The organism is Flavobacterium sp. K77 (assembly GCF_021608205.1).
GTDB classification, from domain to species: domain Bacteria; phylum Bacteroidota; class Bacteroidia; order Flavobacteriales; family Flavobacteriaceae; genus Flavobacterium; species Flavobacterium turcicum.
On the sequence record NZ_JAKIHO010000002.1, the window covers coordinates 205,605 to 223,957 of the forward strand.

Below are 18,353 nucleotides of genomic sequence, written 5' to 3' on the forward strand. Positions count from 1 at the left end.
ATAAAACCATCAAGACAATTGTAAGTAACAATTGTTTTGATGGTTTTTTATTTATCGTTGCATTGCTTCAGCTGCTAATCGGCCAGATTGTAGCGCTGCATTTATGGAGCCGTTTAAAAGATGATCTCCACAAATAAATAACGAATCTGAAATTTTAAAAGAGGCCAAATCTTTCTCATTGGTTACCTGCTCTTGCGTAGGTAAAGCATAGCTAATTCGGTAGGCTTTTAGCATTTTCCAAGATGCTGCATCAGCACCATACCAATGAGATATTTCTTCTTTCATATTTTCAGCTAGTGTTGCATCGTCAACATCTGGAATTCCGTTATAGGAAACGGAAATTAGTGCTTTACCTTTAGGGGCATAAGCAGCCGAAACGGCACTCATTACTGTTAAATTATTAACCCATTTTTTATTTTGAGCCGCGTTCAAAATCACTACCGCTTTTTGTGATGGTGGCAGACGTGTTTCGAAATATACACAAGTTACTTGGTGCGCTGTAGTTTTGGTTTCAGGAACTATTTTCGATAAGAACTGATTGGCATTGGTAGCCAAAAGAATTTGATTGGCTTCATAAACAGTGCCATCTGCGGTTGTAATTTTGTTTTGATCAAGACTTACGACTTCTGTATTGCATTGAATACTGCCTTGTGGTAACAGGGTAACCAATTGTTTCGGGATTTCTTCCATTCCTAATTCAGGTACGGCAACATCACCATCTGAAAACATTTTCATTACAAAATCGAACATGCGTCGTGAAGTAGTTAACTGATTTTCTAAAAAAATACCAGACATAAATGGACGGTAAAAACGTTCAATCATTTTGTCGCTAAAGCCATATTCTTTTAATTGTGCAGCGGTTGTATTTTCAGGTTGACTAAATATTTGGTCAATAGTTAATTTCTGCAAGTGATTCTTTAGCCACAGGGTATTTAATTTATCTTTTATGGTACCAACAGGAGCTATGAGAGTTGCCCAAGCAGCAGAAGGGCGTCGCATAGGGTCAGCTATTTCGAATTGTCCTTTTTCATAAAGTACGGTTGCGCCGGGTAACATTTTTTTTAATCGTAAAGCTTTGTAATCCAGTAAAGTTTTTGATTCTGGATAGGCAGTTAATAGAACTTGAAATCCTCTGTCTAATAAAAATCCTTCGTGTAGGTCTGTTTTTAATCGTCCGCCAGGTCGGTCTGAAGCTTCTAATAAAAGTACTTTTCGTCCTTGACGGTGCAAGTGTACAGCCGCGGCTAATCCGGCCAAACCTGCGCCAACTATTATAATATCTTGTTTCATTTTTTATAAGTCTTGCTCACTACAAAAATAGGATAAATAAGTGTTTTGTTGCTAGTGGAAGTAGGTGTAATAATATTGGTTTTTAACTTTTTTAAGGTGTACGCTGTAAAAGTAAATCAGTTTGTTTGTCATCGCCCATCCAAAAATCGTGCTGGTCAAAAACAGTAAAGCCATTGTTTTTATAAAATTGTAAGGCTCGCTTATTTTCTTCCCAAACACCTAACCACAATTGTGGAACTTCTTTTTCTCGTGCAATTTGTAATACTTTTTCAAATAATTTTTGAGCTACTTTTTTGCCATGAAATTCTTGTAGTACATAAATTCGATGCAATTCCATGGCGTCTAAGTCATGTTGTTCTGTTTGTGCTGTGTTTATATTTATTTTGGCGTAGCCTACTGGAATTTCATTTAAAAAGGCAATAAAAAATTGTGAATTTTCATCGCTTAGTTCTGCAGTGAGTTGCTCTTTATTAAAACTTTTATCCAAGTATTTTTGCAAATTTTCGGCTGTATTTACTTCTGCAAAGGTTTCGGTAAAAGTAGTAATACTCAATTTTTGTAATTGTTCGATATGAGCTAGTGTAGCAGTTTCAATGATAAGCGAATCCATAAATGTGATGTTTGATTATCAAAAATAAGGTAAAGAAATGGTAATTTTCAATTTCTATAACGGTATTCGACAAATCAATCTACTTAGCATTGGATTTTATTTTGCAATCATTACTTTTGAATCAAATTATAAAAAAGTAGTACTTACTAGCATATGAAAATTGTCATCTCTCCAGCCAAATCACTAGAATTCGAAAAAGCTTTGCCAACCACTCAATTTTCTGAAGCTTTATTTTTGAAAGAATCAAAAAAAGTGCAGCAAGTTTTGAAACAGATTAATCCAACGGGTTTATCTAGTTTAATGAGTATTTCTGAAAAATTAGCAGATTTGAATTGGCAGCGCAACCAACAATGGAAAACTCCTTTTAACGCTGAAAATGCACGTCCTGCGGTTTATACTTTTGATGGCGATGTTTATACTGGATTGAATGCTTACGAACTTGCGCCCGAAAAAATTGATTTTTTACAAGAACGTTTACGCATTTTATCTGGTTTGTATGGTTTGCTTAAACCTTTAGATTTGATTCAGGCCTATCGTTTAGAAATGGGTACGAAAATGGCGGTTGGCGAAAGTAAAAATTTATATGAGTTTTGGAAACCAACTATAACTAAAGCTTTGAACAAAGAGTTAGCTGATGACGAGCTTTTTGTTAATTTGGCAAGCACAGAATATTTTTCGGCAGTAGATGTAAAAGTGCTAAAAGTCCCGGTAATTACTCCTGAATTTAAAGATTACAAAAATGGTAAACTAAAAATCATTAGTTTTTTTGCCAAAAAAGCTAGAGGTATGATGGTGCGCTACATTATCGACACTAATGCTGAGACTTTAGAAGATTTAAAAAGATTCAATTATGATGGGTATCAATTTGATGCTAACCTGTCAAAGGGGAACAATCTAATTTTTACCAGATAATTTAAAAGGGAATAAAAACAAAATAAATCCTGCTAGTGCATTGCATCAGCAGGATTTATTTTGTTTTTTCCTTTTTTAATCAATAAGATAAAGGGGATGCAAAGTAAAAATAGTCCACCTAGATATAAAAAGATATCCATGTAAGAGAGTACGCTGCTTTGAAGCATTACTTTGAATTCTAATGCTTTGTAAGCTTTTGCTAACGATTCATTTGCAGAGAAACCTTTAGACATAAATCCCAATTGCAATTCTTTTACTGTTTGCTGTACTTCAAACGATGATTTATTGAGGTGTGATACTAAGTTTACGCGGTGTTCTTGATTGAATCGTGCCAAAAAAGTAGTAATAATTGCAATTCCAAACGACCCACCTAACTGGCGCATCATTCCTGTAAAAGCAGCACCCTCGCCAATACTTTTTCCTTTTAAAGTAGATAATGATAATGTCGTAATTGGTACAAAAAGTAATCCTAATCCAACTCCTCTCAAAATTAAAGGCCAAAATAAATGTTCTTCGCCAGAATCAGGTGTGATAACTTGCTGCATCCAAAAAGTAAACAAGAAAAACAGAAAGAAGCCTGCAGCAACCATGTAGGCTTGTGGAATCCCGCGCTGAATCATTTTACCAATAAAAGGCATCATAATTCCGGTAGTTATCGAACTAGGAATAAGCAATAAACCAGCGTCTAATGCACTCCAACCCAAAACCGATTGAGTGTAAATTGGAATAATAAAAGTAGAACCGTACAACCCAAAACCGAGTATAAAACACATCACAGTTCCAACTCGTAAGTTGGTATCTTTTAAAACACGTAGGTTTACAATAGGGTGCTCGTATGTAAGTTCACGCCAGATAAACAATATAAATCCAAAAACGGTTACTACGCTTAGCATAATTATGGTTCCGTTATTGAACCAATCATCTTGTTGTCCGTGTTCCAAAACATATTGTAACGAACCAATAAAAGCCGTTAATAAAACAATTCCCCACCAATCTACTTGACTTGCTTTAAGTTTTGTACCGTATTTTGGACTTTTTACAAATGAAAAAGTTAGTAAAGTTGCAATAATTCCGATTGGAATATTGATGTAAAAAATGTACGGCCATGAAAAATGATCTACAATATAACCTCCCAAGGGTGGTCCTAACGTAGGTCCTACAATTACGCCCATACCATAGATGGCTTGCGCCATTCCGCGTTTAGCAACCGGATAACTTTCGGTAATAATAGTTTGGGCAGTTACTAATAAAGCACCTCCACCTAATCCTTGAATGAAACGAAATGCAACAAGTTCCCAAATATTAGTGGCATTTCCGCAAAGGAAAGAAGCCGTTGTGAATATGATAATAGATACAGCAAAATAATTTCGTCTACCAAATTGTTGTGACAACCAACTTGTCATTGGTATTACGATAACATTGGCAATGGCGTAGGCGGTAATAACCCATGCCACGTCAGTTAGGGAGGCACCCAAACTACCGCGCATATTGTTTAATGCTACGTTGACAATTGTAGTATCTACAATTTCAAGCATTGCACATAGTACTGCAGTGATGGTAATTATGACTCTTCTAAAGCCGTATTCTACTAAATCGTCTTCTCCTGATTGCACCATTTTGTCCTTTATTGAAAGCCAATTTTATTTTTATCTTCTACAGTGTTGAGGTAAACCAAGTATTTATTTTACATGTACGTCTACATCAACATTCATTCCTGGTCGAAGCAATTTTATTTTTTCAGGATCGTTTGATGCGTCCAGACTAATTTTTACTGGCAAACGTTGAATGGTTTTTACAAAATTCCCTGTAGCATTATCAGGCGGAAGTAATGAAAAACGAGATCCTGTTGCAGGTGAAAATGAAGTTATGGTGCCTTGAAATAAATAGCCAGGATAGGCATCTACTTTTACGGTTACCTTTTGACCTTTAACCATTTTGTTCAATTGCGTTTCTTTAAAATTAGCAATTACCCAAGCTTCTTGGTTGTTGATGATGTAAAATAATGATTGTCCCGGTTGTACTAATTGCCCCGGTTGAATGTCAATTTTAGATACTTGACCATCAATTGCAGCAGTTACTACCGTGTAGGTTAAGTTCAATTTTGCTGCATCCAATTGTGCTTGTGCTTTTTTGATGTTAGCAGCGGCAACTTCGGTTTGCTTGCTTGAAACTTTTGATTTGGCAATAATAACTGATTTTTGAAAAGCAGTAGCTCGTTCTTGTTGTTTCAGAATTTTTATTTGATTTTCAGCTTCTAATTTAGCAGCAAGCGCTTGTTCGTATTGTTGTTTGGTAATCGAATGACTTTTATATAAGTTTTCATATCGGATAAAATCGCTAGAAACTCTGTCTAAACGAATTTTAGCCGACTCAATATTGCCGCCTGCAGAAAGTACGTTAGCATCTGAAACCGATATGCTAGCCAAAGCACTACCGATGTCTGCTTTTGAGACTTCAAGATTTCCTTCGGCACCAATTAATGCGGCGGTAGCTTCGTCAATTTTAAGTAAATAATCTCTTTTATCGATAGTAAAAAGCGTGTCGCCTTTTTTTACAAAATCATTGTCTTTGATGTACACTTTATCAACGTAGCCAGAAACCCTCGGGATTATGGGGTTCATATTTTTTTCAATTTGAGCATCATCAGTTTCCTCATGAGCTTGTGAATGCATGTATTTGTATGTACCATACGTCCCACCCAAAACTACCAGAGCTACAAGGATAATGATGAATTTTTTGTTTGTTTTTTTCTTTTCCATGGTAGTATAATTATTTTTGAGCTAATGTGAATGATTGTGATAACTGTCCTGTTACTGCAAGTAACTCGTAATATTTTTGGATGGTATTAGCGCGAGCCAAAGCTTTGTTTATGGTTGCATTGAGTTGCTCTACATCAGCTTCTAACAAATCGTTGGTGTCTGATAAGCCGTTGTCGTATTTGTCTTTAACAATACGGTAGTTTTCGCTAGCTTGTTCCTGAGCTTCATTGTAAACTAAGCTTTGTTTTACTGCAAGTTCATAATCTTCGATTGCTTTATGAACTTGAACTTTGATGTAATCTACAAGTAGTGCTTCATTACTTTGAACCTCAGATAATCTGCTTTCGGCTAGTTTTACCATGGTCGCATTTTTAACTAGTGCACTCAAATCGTATGATATTCCTACTCCAATATTCATTGCATTTTGAACCGTAATTACATTGCTTAGGTCTAATGCCGTGTAACCGCCTACAATTGCTAAAGTAGGGTAGTAGGCACTTTTAGCGATTTTAATGTTTGTTTCGCTCGCTTTGCTCTTGAGTCGAATGGATTGTAAGTCCTTACGATTTTCGAGTGCTGGTAGGTCATTGTCAGGGACATTATTCATTTGAAAATCAGCAAAATCAGCTTCGCGAATTTCAAGTTGCGTATCCGGACTTAATTTTAAAAGTGTGGTTAAGTAAAAATTGATTGTCTTTAAGTTATTAGAAGCTTCATCTAATGACAACTGTATTTTAGAAACTTGTAACTTGGCTTTCAATAAATCATTGCGAGGAATGATTTCATTTTTTTCCAATTCAATAAAATCTTTTACACGCTGCTTGGCACTTTTTTGGTTTTCCTTTAAAAGTTCAATTGTTTTTTGAGCTTTGTATAGGCTAGCGTAATATTCAATAACACGCAATGCAACATCTTCTTTTGTTTGCAATGATGTAGCCATTTCTGCTTGGTACAATTGGTCTTGTGCTTTAATTCCGTTTTGAATTTTAAAGCCCGAAAAAACAGGTATAGCAGCCGTTATTTGACCCACCATCAATTGGTTCACTGCAGGTACTGGACCATTATTATCCTGATTTAATTTGAAATTTACTGATGCATTAGTCAATCGTTGGTATTGGCCAGACGCTTTTAAGTCGGGGTATTGATTGTTTTTTGCGGCTTGTAATTCAAATTTTTTAGACTGTACCTTTGTATTGGCAAGCGATACTTCGTTGCTTTTGTCCCAAGCTTTGTTTATAGCCTCACTTAAGCTTAAACTTGTTTTTTCTTGTGCCCCAACGGACGAAATTCCGATAAAGAACATCCCATAGAGCATGATTTGACTAACTTTCATAGATAAGAAGTGCTTTTATTGTTTGTTGAATGTGCTGGGTCAAGTTTGTTTTGATATAGTTGTTGTAAAGATCCTCTGTTTTGAGTTGAAGGAGGTTTTCAAAAAAAGGCTTATTCATATGAAAATGAAAAAATGTACCTAAAATTGTTGGAGTTATTAAAGGTATAATGACATCCTTTCTGAAAATTCCTTTTTGTTGGCCTTCTTGAATGATAGCTTCTAACGCTTTTAAATTTCCTTTGCGCAATTCGGTAAAAACTTCAAGGTTTTGCTCTCTTTTTTTTGATGAAAATTCAAAGTGTAAAATGCGATAAATCCCTTTATTAGAACTAATTCTACTAATATAGAGTTCGATTAGTTTATTGATTTTTTCTAGAGGTTGTAAATCTTCTTGCAATAAATTTTCGAGTTGTTTTTTTAGGTCGGTTGTTCGGTAAATTAAAAGTGCTTCAAGTAAGCGCTCCTTTGAACCAAAATAATACGAGACCATGGCGATATTAATCTGCGCTAATTTGGCAATAGCACGTATCGAAGTGCCATCAAAACCTTTTTCAGCAAAAAGGGTTTCGGCAACTTGTAAAATTTGAATTTGCTTGTCGTTGAAATTGGATGTCACGCGTTTTCTTCTTTTCCTTGTACAAATTTAAACAGTTGTTTAATTTAAACAGTTGTTTAATTTTTTTTAACATGCATTTAACGCTTTTTTAGCAAGATAGAAGTCCGGATAAATTTTAAAATGAATTTTGAATTGTAAAAATAATGTAGTTCATAAATATTTGAATTCAAGAATGTTATTACGCTATATTTATTTGCTTTTAGTTTGTTGTGTCAAATTGTGAATATCTATTTTTTGGTTCTGCTTTTTTATTAATTCGAAAATTTATCTTTGACGACCTTAAAAAAAAATAGAGAAAAAGATGAGCACAATTTGGTACGAATGCAAAGTAAAATATAGAAAAACAGATGAAAGTGGTGTTCAAAAAATGGCAAATGAACCTTATTTAGTTGATGCTTTGTCGTATACGGAAGCAGAGAGCAGAATAAACGAAGAAATGTCGGCATACATCAGTGAAGAGTTTAAAATAACAACAATTAAGGTTGCTAATTACGCCGAAATTCATCCTTTTGAAAATGCGGACCGTTGGTTTAGATCTAAAGTTTCGTTACTTGCTTACGATGAAGAAAGTGGAAAAGAGCGCAAAACCAATATGTATCTTTTGGTTCAAGCCAATGATGTAAAAGAAGCGTACGATAATACGGTTACTGTTATGAAAGGTACAATGGGCGATTATACGATTCCGGCTATTGCCGAATCGCCAATACTAGATGTTTTTCCTTATTTTAGTGGAGAAGAAGAAGATTTAGAAAAAATTGAAAAGTTTAATGCAATAAAAGCATCAAAGCCTGAAGTAGAAGCGGAAGTAATCGACCACATGGAATTTGTAACTGAAGAAGTTGAGTAAATTCAGAAGAGAAGAATAAAGTTGAAATGCAATCAATAATTGTCAAAACGTACCATTTTTGATTGCATTTTTTTTAAGCTACAGAAAAAATATAGGCGTTACTTTAATACTTTTTCAAATGCCTTTCTGGCGCTTCCTCTAAAGTAGACTTCGCCACAATAACTATAGCCTAATTTTTCAAACAAATGTAGCATGGGTAAGTTGTCAAAGTTTGTGTCGGCTTTGATGCTGAAAATATGATGTTGCATAGCATAGTTTTCTATTTCAGTCATTATTTTTTTTGCTAAGCCTTTCCCAAGTTGTTCTTGTGCAATTGCTACACGATGAATGACTACAAAATCTTGATCCGATAGCCATTTGCCTTCAATGGCTTCATAAGCAGGCTCATAATTAATGATCAAAGCACAGTAACCTACTATTGTATGATTTTCTAGGAGAACAAATCCATTACCTTGCCTAATATCGTTTTCTACAACAGTAGGGTTGGGGTAGCCGTCTTGCCATTGTGTACTTCCATCTGTTTTTCTACGCACGATAGCATCGGCTAAAATTTCCCAGATAAATGTATGATCAGCAGTTGTAGCTTTTTTAAATTGATAATTGGTTGAATTCATGCTTGTATGTTTTGATTTGGATTTATCTTAAAACAAAGATTGCGAATTTTGTTTGAGGAACAAAATTCGCAATCAAGCATTACAATTCTTTTAGGACATAGGGTTTTATTGTGCGCTACTCAATTGACCTACTTTGTTCCAGTTAGGATCAACCTCTAAAGCTACAGCGACATAAACGTCCCCTTTTTTGTAATTGAAAGCAGTTCCTTTTGTCATTTCGGCATTTACTTGTTTTGGTGTTAGGTTGTAAATTGCTCCAGTAACCGGATCAATAATTAAACCTACAAGTCCACCAATCAAAATATTTCCTAAATACCAAGCATTGAATTTTTTAGTTAAGGTAGTTTGATAGTTTTTGTAACCGTCTAATTTAATTAAAACTTCGTGTTCGCTTTTACGAGAAAGTTTTATTTCGAAAGGTGTTTTTCCCACTTCAACTTCATCAACTAAAATAGTAGCTTGGCTTGGGTTACTCTCGAATTTTACATTTTGTTTTGAACCTGAAACAATAGTTGCACAGCTGGAGCATAAAAGCACAAAAGCTAAAGAGGCAGAAATAAATGATTTTTTCATTTTGTAAATTATAATTAGTTAATTTGAATTTGATATTGGTCTAGTTGAGTCACATCGCCTTGGTAAGAATAAAAATCAACTTTTATTCGGTAGCATGACGAACCAAAAAAATTAGGTTCTTTTTTTTCAGTGACCTTAATTACATTGGCTCCGTTTTGTCGTGCAATTTTACGAGCATTAATTAAATTGCTATTAAAATCACAATCAGTAGAAAAACCGGTGTCACCAAACGAAGCTGTCCCTATTTTTTGTGCTCCAGAAGGGACTTCGTTTTTTAAATCAAGTATTGCTACTTTCTGGTCCATAGAAATTGGCGCTAGTTGGGTAGTGAAATTAGATTTAATACTTGCTCCACAACTAACTAATGCTAGAGTAATAGCACTAAGAATTAATTTTCGCATAACGTTTCGTTTCAATTTTTCCGTAAATATAGGTGATTTGTCGTACACGAAAAATAAAATTTATTAAAAAGGTGTTGACTCTTTTTTATACTTTTTGTCTTGCTAAATTTTGCTTTTCAAAGACATATCTGTCTTTCAATAATGAATAAGTTTGTTAAGTAATCAACGGTTCGTGATCCGCCATGCTTGCAGTCTAAATTCTTTTCTGAAGATTATCGATTTTAACTTGGCACTTACAAATGTCATCTTGTCATATTATTTTATGTCATTTTTAATACAAACTGACAATTTACAGAGCTGTTTTGTATTGGCATAAAGATTGACTTACGGACAGCAAGTAATATAACTGAATATACAATAAAATTAAATATATTAAAAATGGGTAAAATAATCGGAATTGATTTAGGTACGACCAACTCTTGTGTTTCTGTAATGGAAGGTAACGAAGCAGTTGTTATCCCTAACGCAGAAGGAAAAAGAACAACACCATCTATCATCGCTTTTGTTGAAGGTGGAGAAATTAAAGTAGGTGATCCTGCAAAGAGACAAGCAGTAACTAATCCAACTAAGACTATTGCTTCTATCAAACGTTTTATGGGACAAGGTTTTGGTGAAGTTTCTACTGAGGCAAAAAGAGTTCCTTACAGCATCGTAAAAGGAGATAACAATACACCACGTGTTGATATTGACGGTCGTTTGTATACTGCACAAGAATTGTCAGCAATGACTCTTCAAAAAATGAAAAAAACTGCTGAAGACTACTTAGGTCAAACTGTAACTGAAGCGGTTATTACTGTACCAGCATATTTTAATGATGCGCAACGTCAAGCTACTAAAGAAGCTGGAGAAATTGCAGGTCTTAAAGTAATGCGTATCATCAACGAGCCAACTGCAGCTGCATTAGCTTACGGATTAGATAAAAAAGGTACTGACCAAAAAATTGCTGTTTACGATTTAGGTGGAGGTACATTTGATATCTCAGTTCTGGAATTAGGTGACGGAGTTTTCGAAGTATTGTCTACAAACGGAGATACTCACTTAGGAGGAGACGATTTTGACCAAGTAATTATTGACTGGTTAGCTGACGAATTCAAATCTGAAGAAGGTATTGATTTACGTTTAGATCCAATGTCTTTACAAAGAATTAAAGAAGCTGCTGAGAAAGCTAAAATTGAATTATCAGCTTCTGCAGAAACTGAAATCAACTTGCCATACGTTACAGCTACGGCTTCAGGACCAAAACACTTAGTTAAAAAATTATCTCGTTCAAAATTTGAGCAATTATCAGATACTTTAGTAAAACGTTCTATGGAGCCAGTTGCTAGAGCTTTGAAAGATGCTGGTTTAACAGTTTCTGATATTGACGAAGTTATCCTTGTAGGAGGTTCTACTCGTATGCCAAGAATTGCAGAAGAAGTTGAAAAATTCTTCGGTAAAAAAGCATCTAAAGGAGTAAACCCTGATGAGGTTGTTGCAATTGGAGCAGCTATTCAAGGTGGAGTTCTTTCTGGAGATGTAAAAGATGTATTGTTACTTGACGTTACACCTTTATCTTTAGGTATCGAAACAATGGGTGGTGTTATGACTGTTTTGATCGAAGCAAACACAACTATCCCAACTAAAAAATCACAAGTTTTCTCAACTGCTGCTGATTCTCAACCATCTGTTGAATTACACGTATTACAAGGTGCAAGAGCAATGGCTGCTGATAACAAAACTATTGGTCGTTTCCATTTAGATGGTATCCCACCAGCACCAAGAGGAGTTCCACAAATCGAAGTTTCTTTCGATATCGATGCTAATGGTATCATCAAAGTAACTGCTACTGATAAAGGAACTGGTAAATCTCACGATATTCGTATCGAGGCTTCTTCTGGATTAACTTCTGAAGAAATCGAGAAAATGAAACAAGATGCAGAAGCTAATGCTGAGTCTGATAAAATTGCTAGAGCAAGAGCAGAAAAATTGAATGAGGTAGATTCTACAATCTTCCAAACTGAATCTCAATTGAAAGAGTTAGGAGATAAAATCTCTGACGAAAACAAAACTGCTATTGAATATGCTTTAACTGAATTGAGAATGGCACACCAATCTCAAGATCTTGATGCAATTCAAAAAGGTTTAGACAATGTAAATGCTGCTTGGAAAACAGCTACTGAGGCTATGTATGCTCAAGGAGAACAAGGTCAAGGTGCTGCTCAACCACAAGGTGAAGCTACTCAAGGAGATAACGTTGAAGACGTTGAATTCGAAGAAGTAAAATAATAATTTCCAGTAGTGATAGACTTCTGTCTGTCTTTACTGTTGATTTAAAAACCGTTTGCCACTGGTAAACGGTTTTTTTTTTGCCTTATTTTTTTGGAATTACTGCAGAGTGATGAAACATGGTACTGATAACTGCCGCATGCGGAAATGTAATAGCTGCTAAAAATGAGAAAAACAAAGCGTTAAACAGTTGTTCTTGCTCTGAAAAATAGTAATAGATTACTACGATACCTATTATAGAAACAAACCAGTATAAAGCTGCATTTTTACAATAATTTATAAAATTAGCAGTGGTATATGTTCCATCTAAAAAACGAATTTGATCCATTATTGATGGTATACTGTGCCAAATAACAAAGTAAATAGCAAAACCCCAAATCAAACTTGATGATTTAAAAATAATGGCATACAAAAGGATGTAAAAACATTCTTGTAGTATATTTTGGATCTGATTTTTGTTTTGCAGATAAACTACAGAGCACAAGCTTAAAAAGAGTGCTAAAACAATTCCGAATAATAAATCAAAGTATGTTATTGGTACTTTAAGTTGGCAAATGTTTATAATAATTTCTTGAACTTGTTCTTTATGAAAAATAAACAACAGCGATAAAATGAGTAGGCCATAAATAATTTGAAAAGCAAAAGTAAACCATTTACCGTATTGTAATAGGGTTTGTTGCCATTCTTGCTCCCCAAAATGGTAGGCACTAACTAGTATGAATAATAATAGTGCAAATTGTGGTATTAAATAAAAAAGTACAATTCCACAAAGCACCACTACTATGTAATAAGATAATACTTTTAGCCAAGATTTTTTTTGTTTATCATTTTTAATAGTTTTAATTAACATCAAATCATTCGCTCCGTGCAAGATTCCAAAAGTAAAAATTAAGAAAAAACCTAAATATATTTGTTTTGAATCTGATAGATAGGAATCTAGCCATAGTCCAAAAAAGCTTGCTACCATTGCGATATTCGAATATTTGCGCATAAAAAATAATTTTTGTTTAAAATTACGCAAAAATATTTAAACAAAAATTATTTTTTGTGTTTAACATTTTCTATATTTGGATAAACAAAACCATTTAAAAACTATTATTTATGACAAATTTTATGTTTATTTCAGGATTAGTGGGTAAATTATCTCCAACCGATTATGTTGGGTTTACCTTTTTTGTAGGTTGTATGGCCATGATGGCTGCATCAGCATTTTTCTTTTTATCATTAAGTCAATTTGATAAAAAATGGCGTACATCAGTATTGGTTTCTGGTTTAATTACTTTTATTGCAGCTGTGCACTATTTTTACATGAGAGATTATTGGGCTTCGTTTGGTGAGTCGCCAACATTCTTTCGTTATGTAGACTGGGTACTAACAGTTCCGTTAATGTGTTTAGAGTTCTATTTAATTTTAAAAGTAGCAGGAGCTAAGCAATCATTATTATGGAAAATGATTATTTATTCAGTAATCATGCTTGTAACAGGTTATTTTGGTGAGGTTGTTGCACCAGAAAGTGCTGCACTTTGGGGTGGTATTTCAGGAGCGGCGTACTTCTTAATTGTGTATGAAATTTGGTTGGGTGAAGCTTCTAAATTAGCAGCAGCAGCCGGTGGCGAAGTGCAAAAAGCACACAAAATTTTATGTTGGTTCGTGTTAGTAGGTTGGGCCATTTATCCTTTAGGATACATGATGGGAACGACAGGCTGGTACAATGGTCTAATTCCATCAGGGAATATTGATGTAGCGTACAATATTGCTGATGCAATCAATAAAATTGGATTTGGTTTAGTAATCTACAGTCTTGCTGTGAAGTCATCTAAAGATTAATTTTCTTTTTTTATTATAATGTAGTGATGAACCGGGCTAGAAATAGCTCGGTTTTTTTTATACATTGAAAGTAGAATAGTCGAAACGCTATCTCTGATTTCTGCTAACTAATACTATTTTTCGATTAGTTATAACCTTCTGTACAAATGTGTTGTAATGTTAACAACTACATCTTTTATTATATCTTGTTATTGTTTTACTTTAAAATTTAACTATGTACTGGAGTCTTACCGATAAAAGACTTATTAGTATTTTAAATAAAGGCGAAAGATTATTTGTTTAGTATTAGACATAAAAAAAGGGGAAATGAATTGCTCATTTCCCCTTTCTCCTTTACGATTATAATTGGACTATTTTGGATCCAATGCCTCGCTAATTCTAGAAATTAAATCTTGAGTATGGTATTTACTCAAACGATCTGTCATTTGACTAGATGCGATTTTTAATTCGTTTTTCAAAGCGACCAATTGCCCTCTTGCAATAGAAGGTAAATCAGTCTGAGCTAAATTCACTCTTCTTGTATTGAAACCATAAGTTGCACCAACTACATTAGAACGAACCGTTGTAGAACCTGGTTTTAGTAACTCAATCAATTTATCAACGTAGATTTTTTGAATATTTCTACGGTACATGTCAATTGCACCATTTGATTTCAACTCTGAGAAAATTCCTTTTTTCAAGTCTGTTACCATTTCATCTGCGCTATAATTGTCTTTGCTAGCCACAGATGTTTCCATCAAACGTACCATACGATCTCCTGCCATTAAACTCGATAAAGTAGCATCTTGCATCGCTTTAATAGCTTCTACACCACTATCGGGGTTAATTTTTGCAAGAACATTTTGATCTAGCAACCATTTTGGGGTATTGAACAATTGTGTGTTTAAGAACGAAATAGCATCTTTTTGAATACTTTTTGGAACAACTTGAAACTGATTTCCAGTCATGTCGTAGGTTTTAGGATTGTCATAAATACCTCCTACGTTTTTAGTAACGTGACCCAAATATCTTCTGAATTGTCCAGTTAAAGCACCATACAATTCATCTAATTCTGCATAGCTTTCACCATCTTCTTTAGACCAAGTTATTAGGTTTGGTAAAATTCTTTTCAAGTTTTTAATACCATATTCAGAGGCTCTCATAGCGTTGTCTCCAATATCTTCTGTTTGGTATCTCGGGTCGTAAGGACTAGATTCTGTACCAAACCACAATCTGTTGTTTTTGTATGCTTCTTTAGTCATGTTATTCAACACCGCTTTTTCTTCTGCTTCGGTTTTTGCATCTTCAAAATAAGAATAACCCCATTTGATAGCCCATTTGTCGTAATCACCAATTCTTGGGAACAAGTGTTTTACATTATCTTCTGGTTGCGCTACATAGTTAAAACGAGCATAATCCATGATAGATGATGTGTGACCGTTTTTCTCTTGGTAAGCGGCATCTCTTAGTTTTTCAACAGGAGTTGCAGAGCTTGCTCCCATGTTATGACGCAATCCTAATGTATGTCCTACTTCATGAGACGATACAAAACGAATCAATTCGCCCATCAAATTGTCATCAAATTGTTTTTTTCTTGCCGCTGGATCTACTGCTGCTGTTTGAATTAAGTACCAATTGCGTAACAAACTCATGATGTTGTGGTACCAACCAATATGACTTTCTAAAATTTCTCCACTTCTTGGATCGTGAACATTTGGTCCGTAAGCATTTTGAATTTCAGCTGCAAAGTATCTCAAAACTGAGAAACGGGCATCTTCTAAACTCATTGTTGGATCATTTTCTGGCCAGTATTCTCCGCGAATTGCATTTTTCCATCCAGCAGCTTCAAAAGCTACTTGCCAATCATCAATACCTTGCTTGATGAATTTTTTCCATTTGTCTGGAGTAGCAGGGTCAATGTAGTATACAATTGGTTTTAAAGGCTCAATAAGTTCTCCTTTCTTTTGCTTGGCAGCATCCTCTGGAGATTTAGGCTCTAAACGCCATCTAACAGCAAAAGTTTTAGTATCTGATTTTTGAGATTCTTCTTCAAAAACGCCGTATTCATTTGCAAAATATCCTACACGTGCATCAAATTCTCTCTTACGCATTGGTGTTTTAGGAAGCAAAATCATAGAGGTGTTCATTTCAACAGTCACAACTCCTGCATCTAAAGCCGAAGGTAGATTGACACCAATTTGCGGAGTAGGTGTTGTACTAATTCTAGGTGGTGTTGTAGTAAAAGTTTTTACAGTTCTAATTTCAGTGTTGATTGGGAAACTGCTAATTTTTGAGATGTAAGAACGATCTTTTTGAAACGTTTGGATGTTTAATAATTGTTTCTTGATCGGATCTAATGAGAATGTTTGAACATCTGCATCAAAAGTAGTAGTCATATCAATTACGTAACCAGTAATTTTTCCGTCATTATCTTTTTTATAAGCAAGAACGTCAAAATTTCCAATAATTGGGTCGGCAGTTGAATTTTTAACCGCTTGCGCCAACGGTTTGTCTTGGTCAGGTGACATGATTACGTACGTTACTGAACGCATCAAAATGTTGTTGTTTGGTCCTTTTTCAAAACGAATTACTTGGCGGTTGATTTCTTCTCCACCAAAAATTCCTCCACCTGCCGGTGTTTTTGAATAACGGGTGATAGTCATGATTTCGCCTCCTAAAAGAGAATCTGGAATTTCAAATAGGTACTTGTTGTCCGTTTTGTGAACATCAATCAAACCTTTTTGTGTGACTGCAGTTGAGTCAATTACTTTTTTGTAAGGCTTTGGTTCTTTTTTGCCTTCAGCTGGTTTAGCCATTGGTGCAGCAACGGCAGTTTTGTCGTTCTTTTTCTTTTTTTTGCTTTGAGCAAAGGTCTCAGTAGCTGAAAAAGATAAGAGACATAACATCAATAGAGTTAGTTTTTTTTGAATCATGTAATTCTACATCTTACGGTTAATAATTAGTTTTTTACCGAATTATACTAAGGATATGGTATAAATTCAGCATTAATTTTCAAATCTATTGATATATTTTCACAATTTGAGGTTTTCTAATTTCATTTATAAAACATTAACATAAATTAACACATGTAGAATCAAAATTTTTGTGCTTTTTTAGCGTGTGTACTTTCAAAAGACTAGTATTTTCTGAGTACTTTTGTTTTTCAAGCATTCATAATTTTTGCAGTTCAACATTTACATGGTTCTGTGATCAAATGGCTTTTTAAAAGTTCCGATGGAATACTAACAACGGTTTAATGAGAAAAATTAAATATAAAAAAGGCAAACGATTACAGCCTTACACGCTTGAATACACGGGAGCGCATCGAAATATTGAATCTGAGTTACAACTTTTTGTTTATGATGATAAAACTTTAGCTGAATATGAGGCTTTTAAACTAATTCATTTAGATAAATTTTTAGCAAATGATAAAGTAAATTGGTTGAATATTCATGGTTTAAATAATGTGGAGTGGCTGCAAGCAATAGGTGATTACTTTTCGATTGATAATTTTATGTTGGCCGATATTTTGAATACGGTACGCAGAACAAAATTAGAAGAAACTAACGATTGTTTATTCTTTAATATCAAGTCTTTATTGCCTTCTGAGGGTTCAGATGCTATCGAGGTAGAGCAGATTAGTTTTTTACTAAAAAAAGATGTTTTGCTTTCGTTTCAAGAAAAAAGAAGCGATTTCTTTATCCATATAAGGGAGCGTATTCGCAGTCATTCAGGTTTGGTACGCAGTCGAAAAGCCGATTATTTGTTATATATTTTGTTAGATTCAATCATGGAAAATTTTTACATCACTCTTGAAAACGAAGAGGATAAAGTAGAAGAATTAATTGATATGACTAAGCAAAATCCAGATCCAATTATTTTAGAACGCATCGAAAAACACCGCGATAATTTTAACTTTTTAAAACGTTCTATCATTCCGCTTCGAGATTCTTTGTACGAAATTAAAAGTATAAAAGACGATACGGTGTTTAACGAAATTCAAGACGATACCTTCAGTTTTTTCGCGCGATTGCATCAAAAAAGTTTAGAGCTTTTGGAGCAAATTGATTCTGATATGGATACGCTAGAAAGTGCCTCTAATTTCTTTTTTTCGGCGCAAACACACAAAATGAATGAAGTAATGAAAACGTTGACCATTGTGTCTTCTATCTTTATTCCGCTAACTTTTATTGTTGGTGTATACGGAATGAACTTTGAAAATATGCCTGAATTGAAAAGTACCTATGGCTACCCAATAGTAATGGGAGTTATGTTTTTGCTGGTAATTGGTATGATCGTGTATTTTAAAAAACGACGATGGTTTTGA

General features: G+C 34.4%; 16 protein-coding genes. 5 read left to right on the forward strand and 11 right to left on the reverse strand.

What is annotated here, in order from left to right; translation table 11 throughout:
- Positions 1–51 precede the first annotated feature (51 nt).
- Together L1S34_RS06565 and L1S34_RS06570 are read right to left on the reverse strand one after the other, a co-directional pair.
- Positions 52–1,290, reverse strand: coding sequence for an NAD(P)/FAD-dependent oxidoreductase (locus L1S34_RS06565; RefSeq protein WP_236363333.1), 1,239 nt, complete (start codon positions 1,288–1,290; stop codon positions 52–54).
- A 91-nt stretch (positions 1,291–1,381) separates the two neighbouring features.
- A complete protein-coding gene (locus L1S34_RS06570) occupies positions 1,382–1,900 on the reverse strand; it encodes a GNAT family N-acetyltransferase (RefSeq protein ID WP_236363334.1) in 519 nt (172 codons plus the stop codon).
- A 153-nt stretch (positions 1,901–2,053) separates the two neighbouring features.
- Here L1S34_RS06570 and yaaA point away from each other — a divergent pair, with 153 nt between their 5' ends.
- Positions 2,054–2,812, forward strand: a complete 759-nt coding sequence (yaaA, locus tag L1S34_RS06575; RefSeq protein WP_236363335.1) for a peroxide stress protein YaaA — start codon at positions 2,054–2,056, stop codon at positions 2,810–2,812.
- Between the two features lie 32 nt (positions 2,813–2,844).
- Here the strand turns inward: yaaA and L1S34_RS06580 are convergent, their stop codons facing one another.
- From L1S34_RS06580 to L1S34_RS06595, 4 genes are all read right to left on the reverse strand, one after another.
- Positions 2,845–4,428: a DHA2 family efflux MFS transporter permease subunit gene (locus L1S34_RS06580; protein WP_236363336.1), complete on the reverse strand. Its 1,584-nt coding sequence runs from the start codon at positions 4,426–4,428 to the stop codon at positions 2,845–2,847.
- Positions 4,429–4,491: 63 nt separating this feature from the next.
- Positions 4,492–5,571 (reverse strand): HlyD family secretion protein, encoded by a 1,080-nt coding sequence (locus L1S34_RS06585; protein WP_236363337.1) that lies wholly within the window; start codon positions 5,569–5,571, stop codon positions 4,492–4,494.
- Positions 5,572–5,581: 10 nt separating this feature from the next.
- Positions 5,582–6,904 carry a TolC family protein gene (locus L1S34_RS06590; protein ID WP_236363338.1) on the reverse strand — a complete coding sequence of 441 codons (1,323 nt, stop codon included), beginning with the start codon at positions 6,902–6,904 and terminating at the stop codon, positions 5,582–5,584.
- Entirely contained in the window at positions 6,894–7,520 is a 627-nt protein-coding gene (locus L1S34_RS06595) for a TetR/AcrR family transcriptional regulator (protein ID WP_166135250.1), read from the reverse strand. The genes L1S34_RS06590 and L1S34_RS06595 overlap by 11 nt, the downstream gene beginning before the upstream one ends.
- Positions 7,521–7,821: 301 nt before the next feature.
- Here L1S34_RS06595 and L1S34_RS06600 point away from each other — a divergent pair, with 301 nt between their 5' ends.
- Positions 7,822–8,367, forward strand: coding sequence for a DUF4494 domain-containing protein (locus L1S34_RS06600; RefSeq protein WP_166135253.1), 546 nt, complete (start codon positions 7,822–7,824; stop codon positions 8,365–8,367).
- 98 nt (positions 8,368–8,465) lie between these two features.
- Here the strand turns inward: L1S34_RS06600 and L1S34_RS06605 are convergent, their stop codons facing one another.
- From L1S34_RS06605 to L1S34_RS06615, 3 genes are all read right to left on the reverse strand, one after another.
- Entirely contained in the window at positions 8,466–8,981 is a 516-nt protein-coding gene (locus tag L1S34_RS06605) for a GNAT family N-acetyltransferase (RefSeq protein WP_236363339.1), read from the reverse strand.
- 105 nt (positions 8,982–9,086) lie between these two features.
- A complete protein-coding gene (locus tag L1S34_RS06610) occupies positions 9,087–9,554 on the reverse strand; it encodes a PEGA domain-containing protein (RefSeq protein WP_166135259.1) in 468 nt (155 codons plus the stop codon).
- Positions 9,555–9,568: 14 nt separating this feature from the next.
- Complete coding sequence (locus L1S34_RS06615; protein ID WP_236363340.1) at positions 9,569–9,955, reverse strand: hypothetical protein; 387 nt, start codon at positions 9,953–9,955, stop codon at positions 9,569–9,571.
- A gap of 378 nt (positions 9,956–10,333) precedes the next feature.
- Here L1S34_RS06615 and dnaK point away from each other — a divergent pair, with 378 nt between their 5' ends.
- Complete coding sequence (gene dnaK, locus L1S34_RS06620; RefSeq protein ID WP_236363341.1) at positions 10,334–12,220, forward strand: molecular chaperone DnaK; 1,887 nt, start codon at positions 10,334–10,336, stop codon at positions 12,218–12,220.
- A gap of 85 nt (positions 12,221–12,305) precedes the next feature.
- Here dnaK and L1S34_RS06625 read toward each other — a convergent pair whose 3' ends face one another.
- A complete protein-coding gene (locus tag L1S34_RS06625) occupies positions 12,306–13,211 on the reverse strand; it encodes a Brp/Blh family beta-carotene 15,15'-dioxygenase (protein ID WP_236363342.1) in 906 nt (301 codons plus the stop codon).
- A gap of 110 nt (positions 13,212–13,321) precedes the next feature.
- Here L1S34_RS06625 and L1S34_RS06630 point away from each other — a divergent pair, with 110 nt between their 5' ends.
- The gene (locus L1S34_RS06630) at positions 13,322–14,047 is read left to right on the forward strand and encodes a bacteriorhodopsin-like (RefSeq protein WP_166135271.1); all 726 of its coding nucleotides are present in this window, start codon (positions 13,322–13,324) and stop codon (positions 14,045–14,047) included.
- A 350-nt stretch (positions 14,048–14,397) separates the two neighbouring features.
- Here the strand turns inward: L1S34_RS06630 and L1S34_RS06635 are convergent, their stop codons facing one another.
- Positions 14,398–16,959, reverse strand: a complete 2,562-nt coding sequence (locus tag L1S34_RS06635) for a zinc-dependent metalloprotease (protein ID WP_236363343.1) — start codon at positions 16,957–16,959, stop codon at positions 14,398–14,400.
- Between the two features lie 323 nt (positions 16,960–17,282).
- On the opposite strand from L1S34_RS06635, the gene corA reads away from it, so the two are divergent.
- The gene (gene corA, locus L1S34_RS06640) at positions 17,283–18,353 is read left to right on the forward strand and encodes a magnesium/cobalt transporter CorA (protein WP_236363344.1); all 1,071 of its coding nucleotides are present in this window, start codon (positions 17,283–17,285) and stop codon (positions 18,351–18,353) included.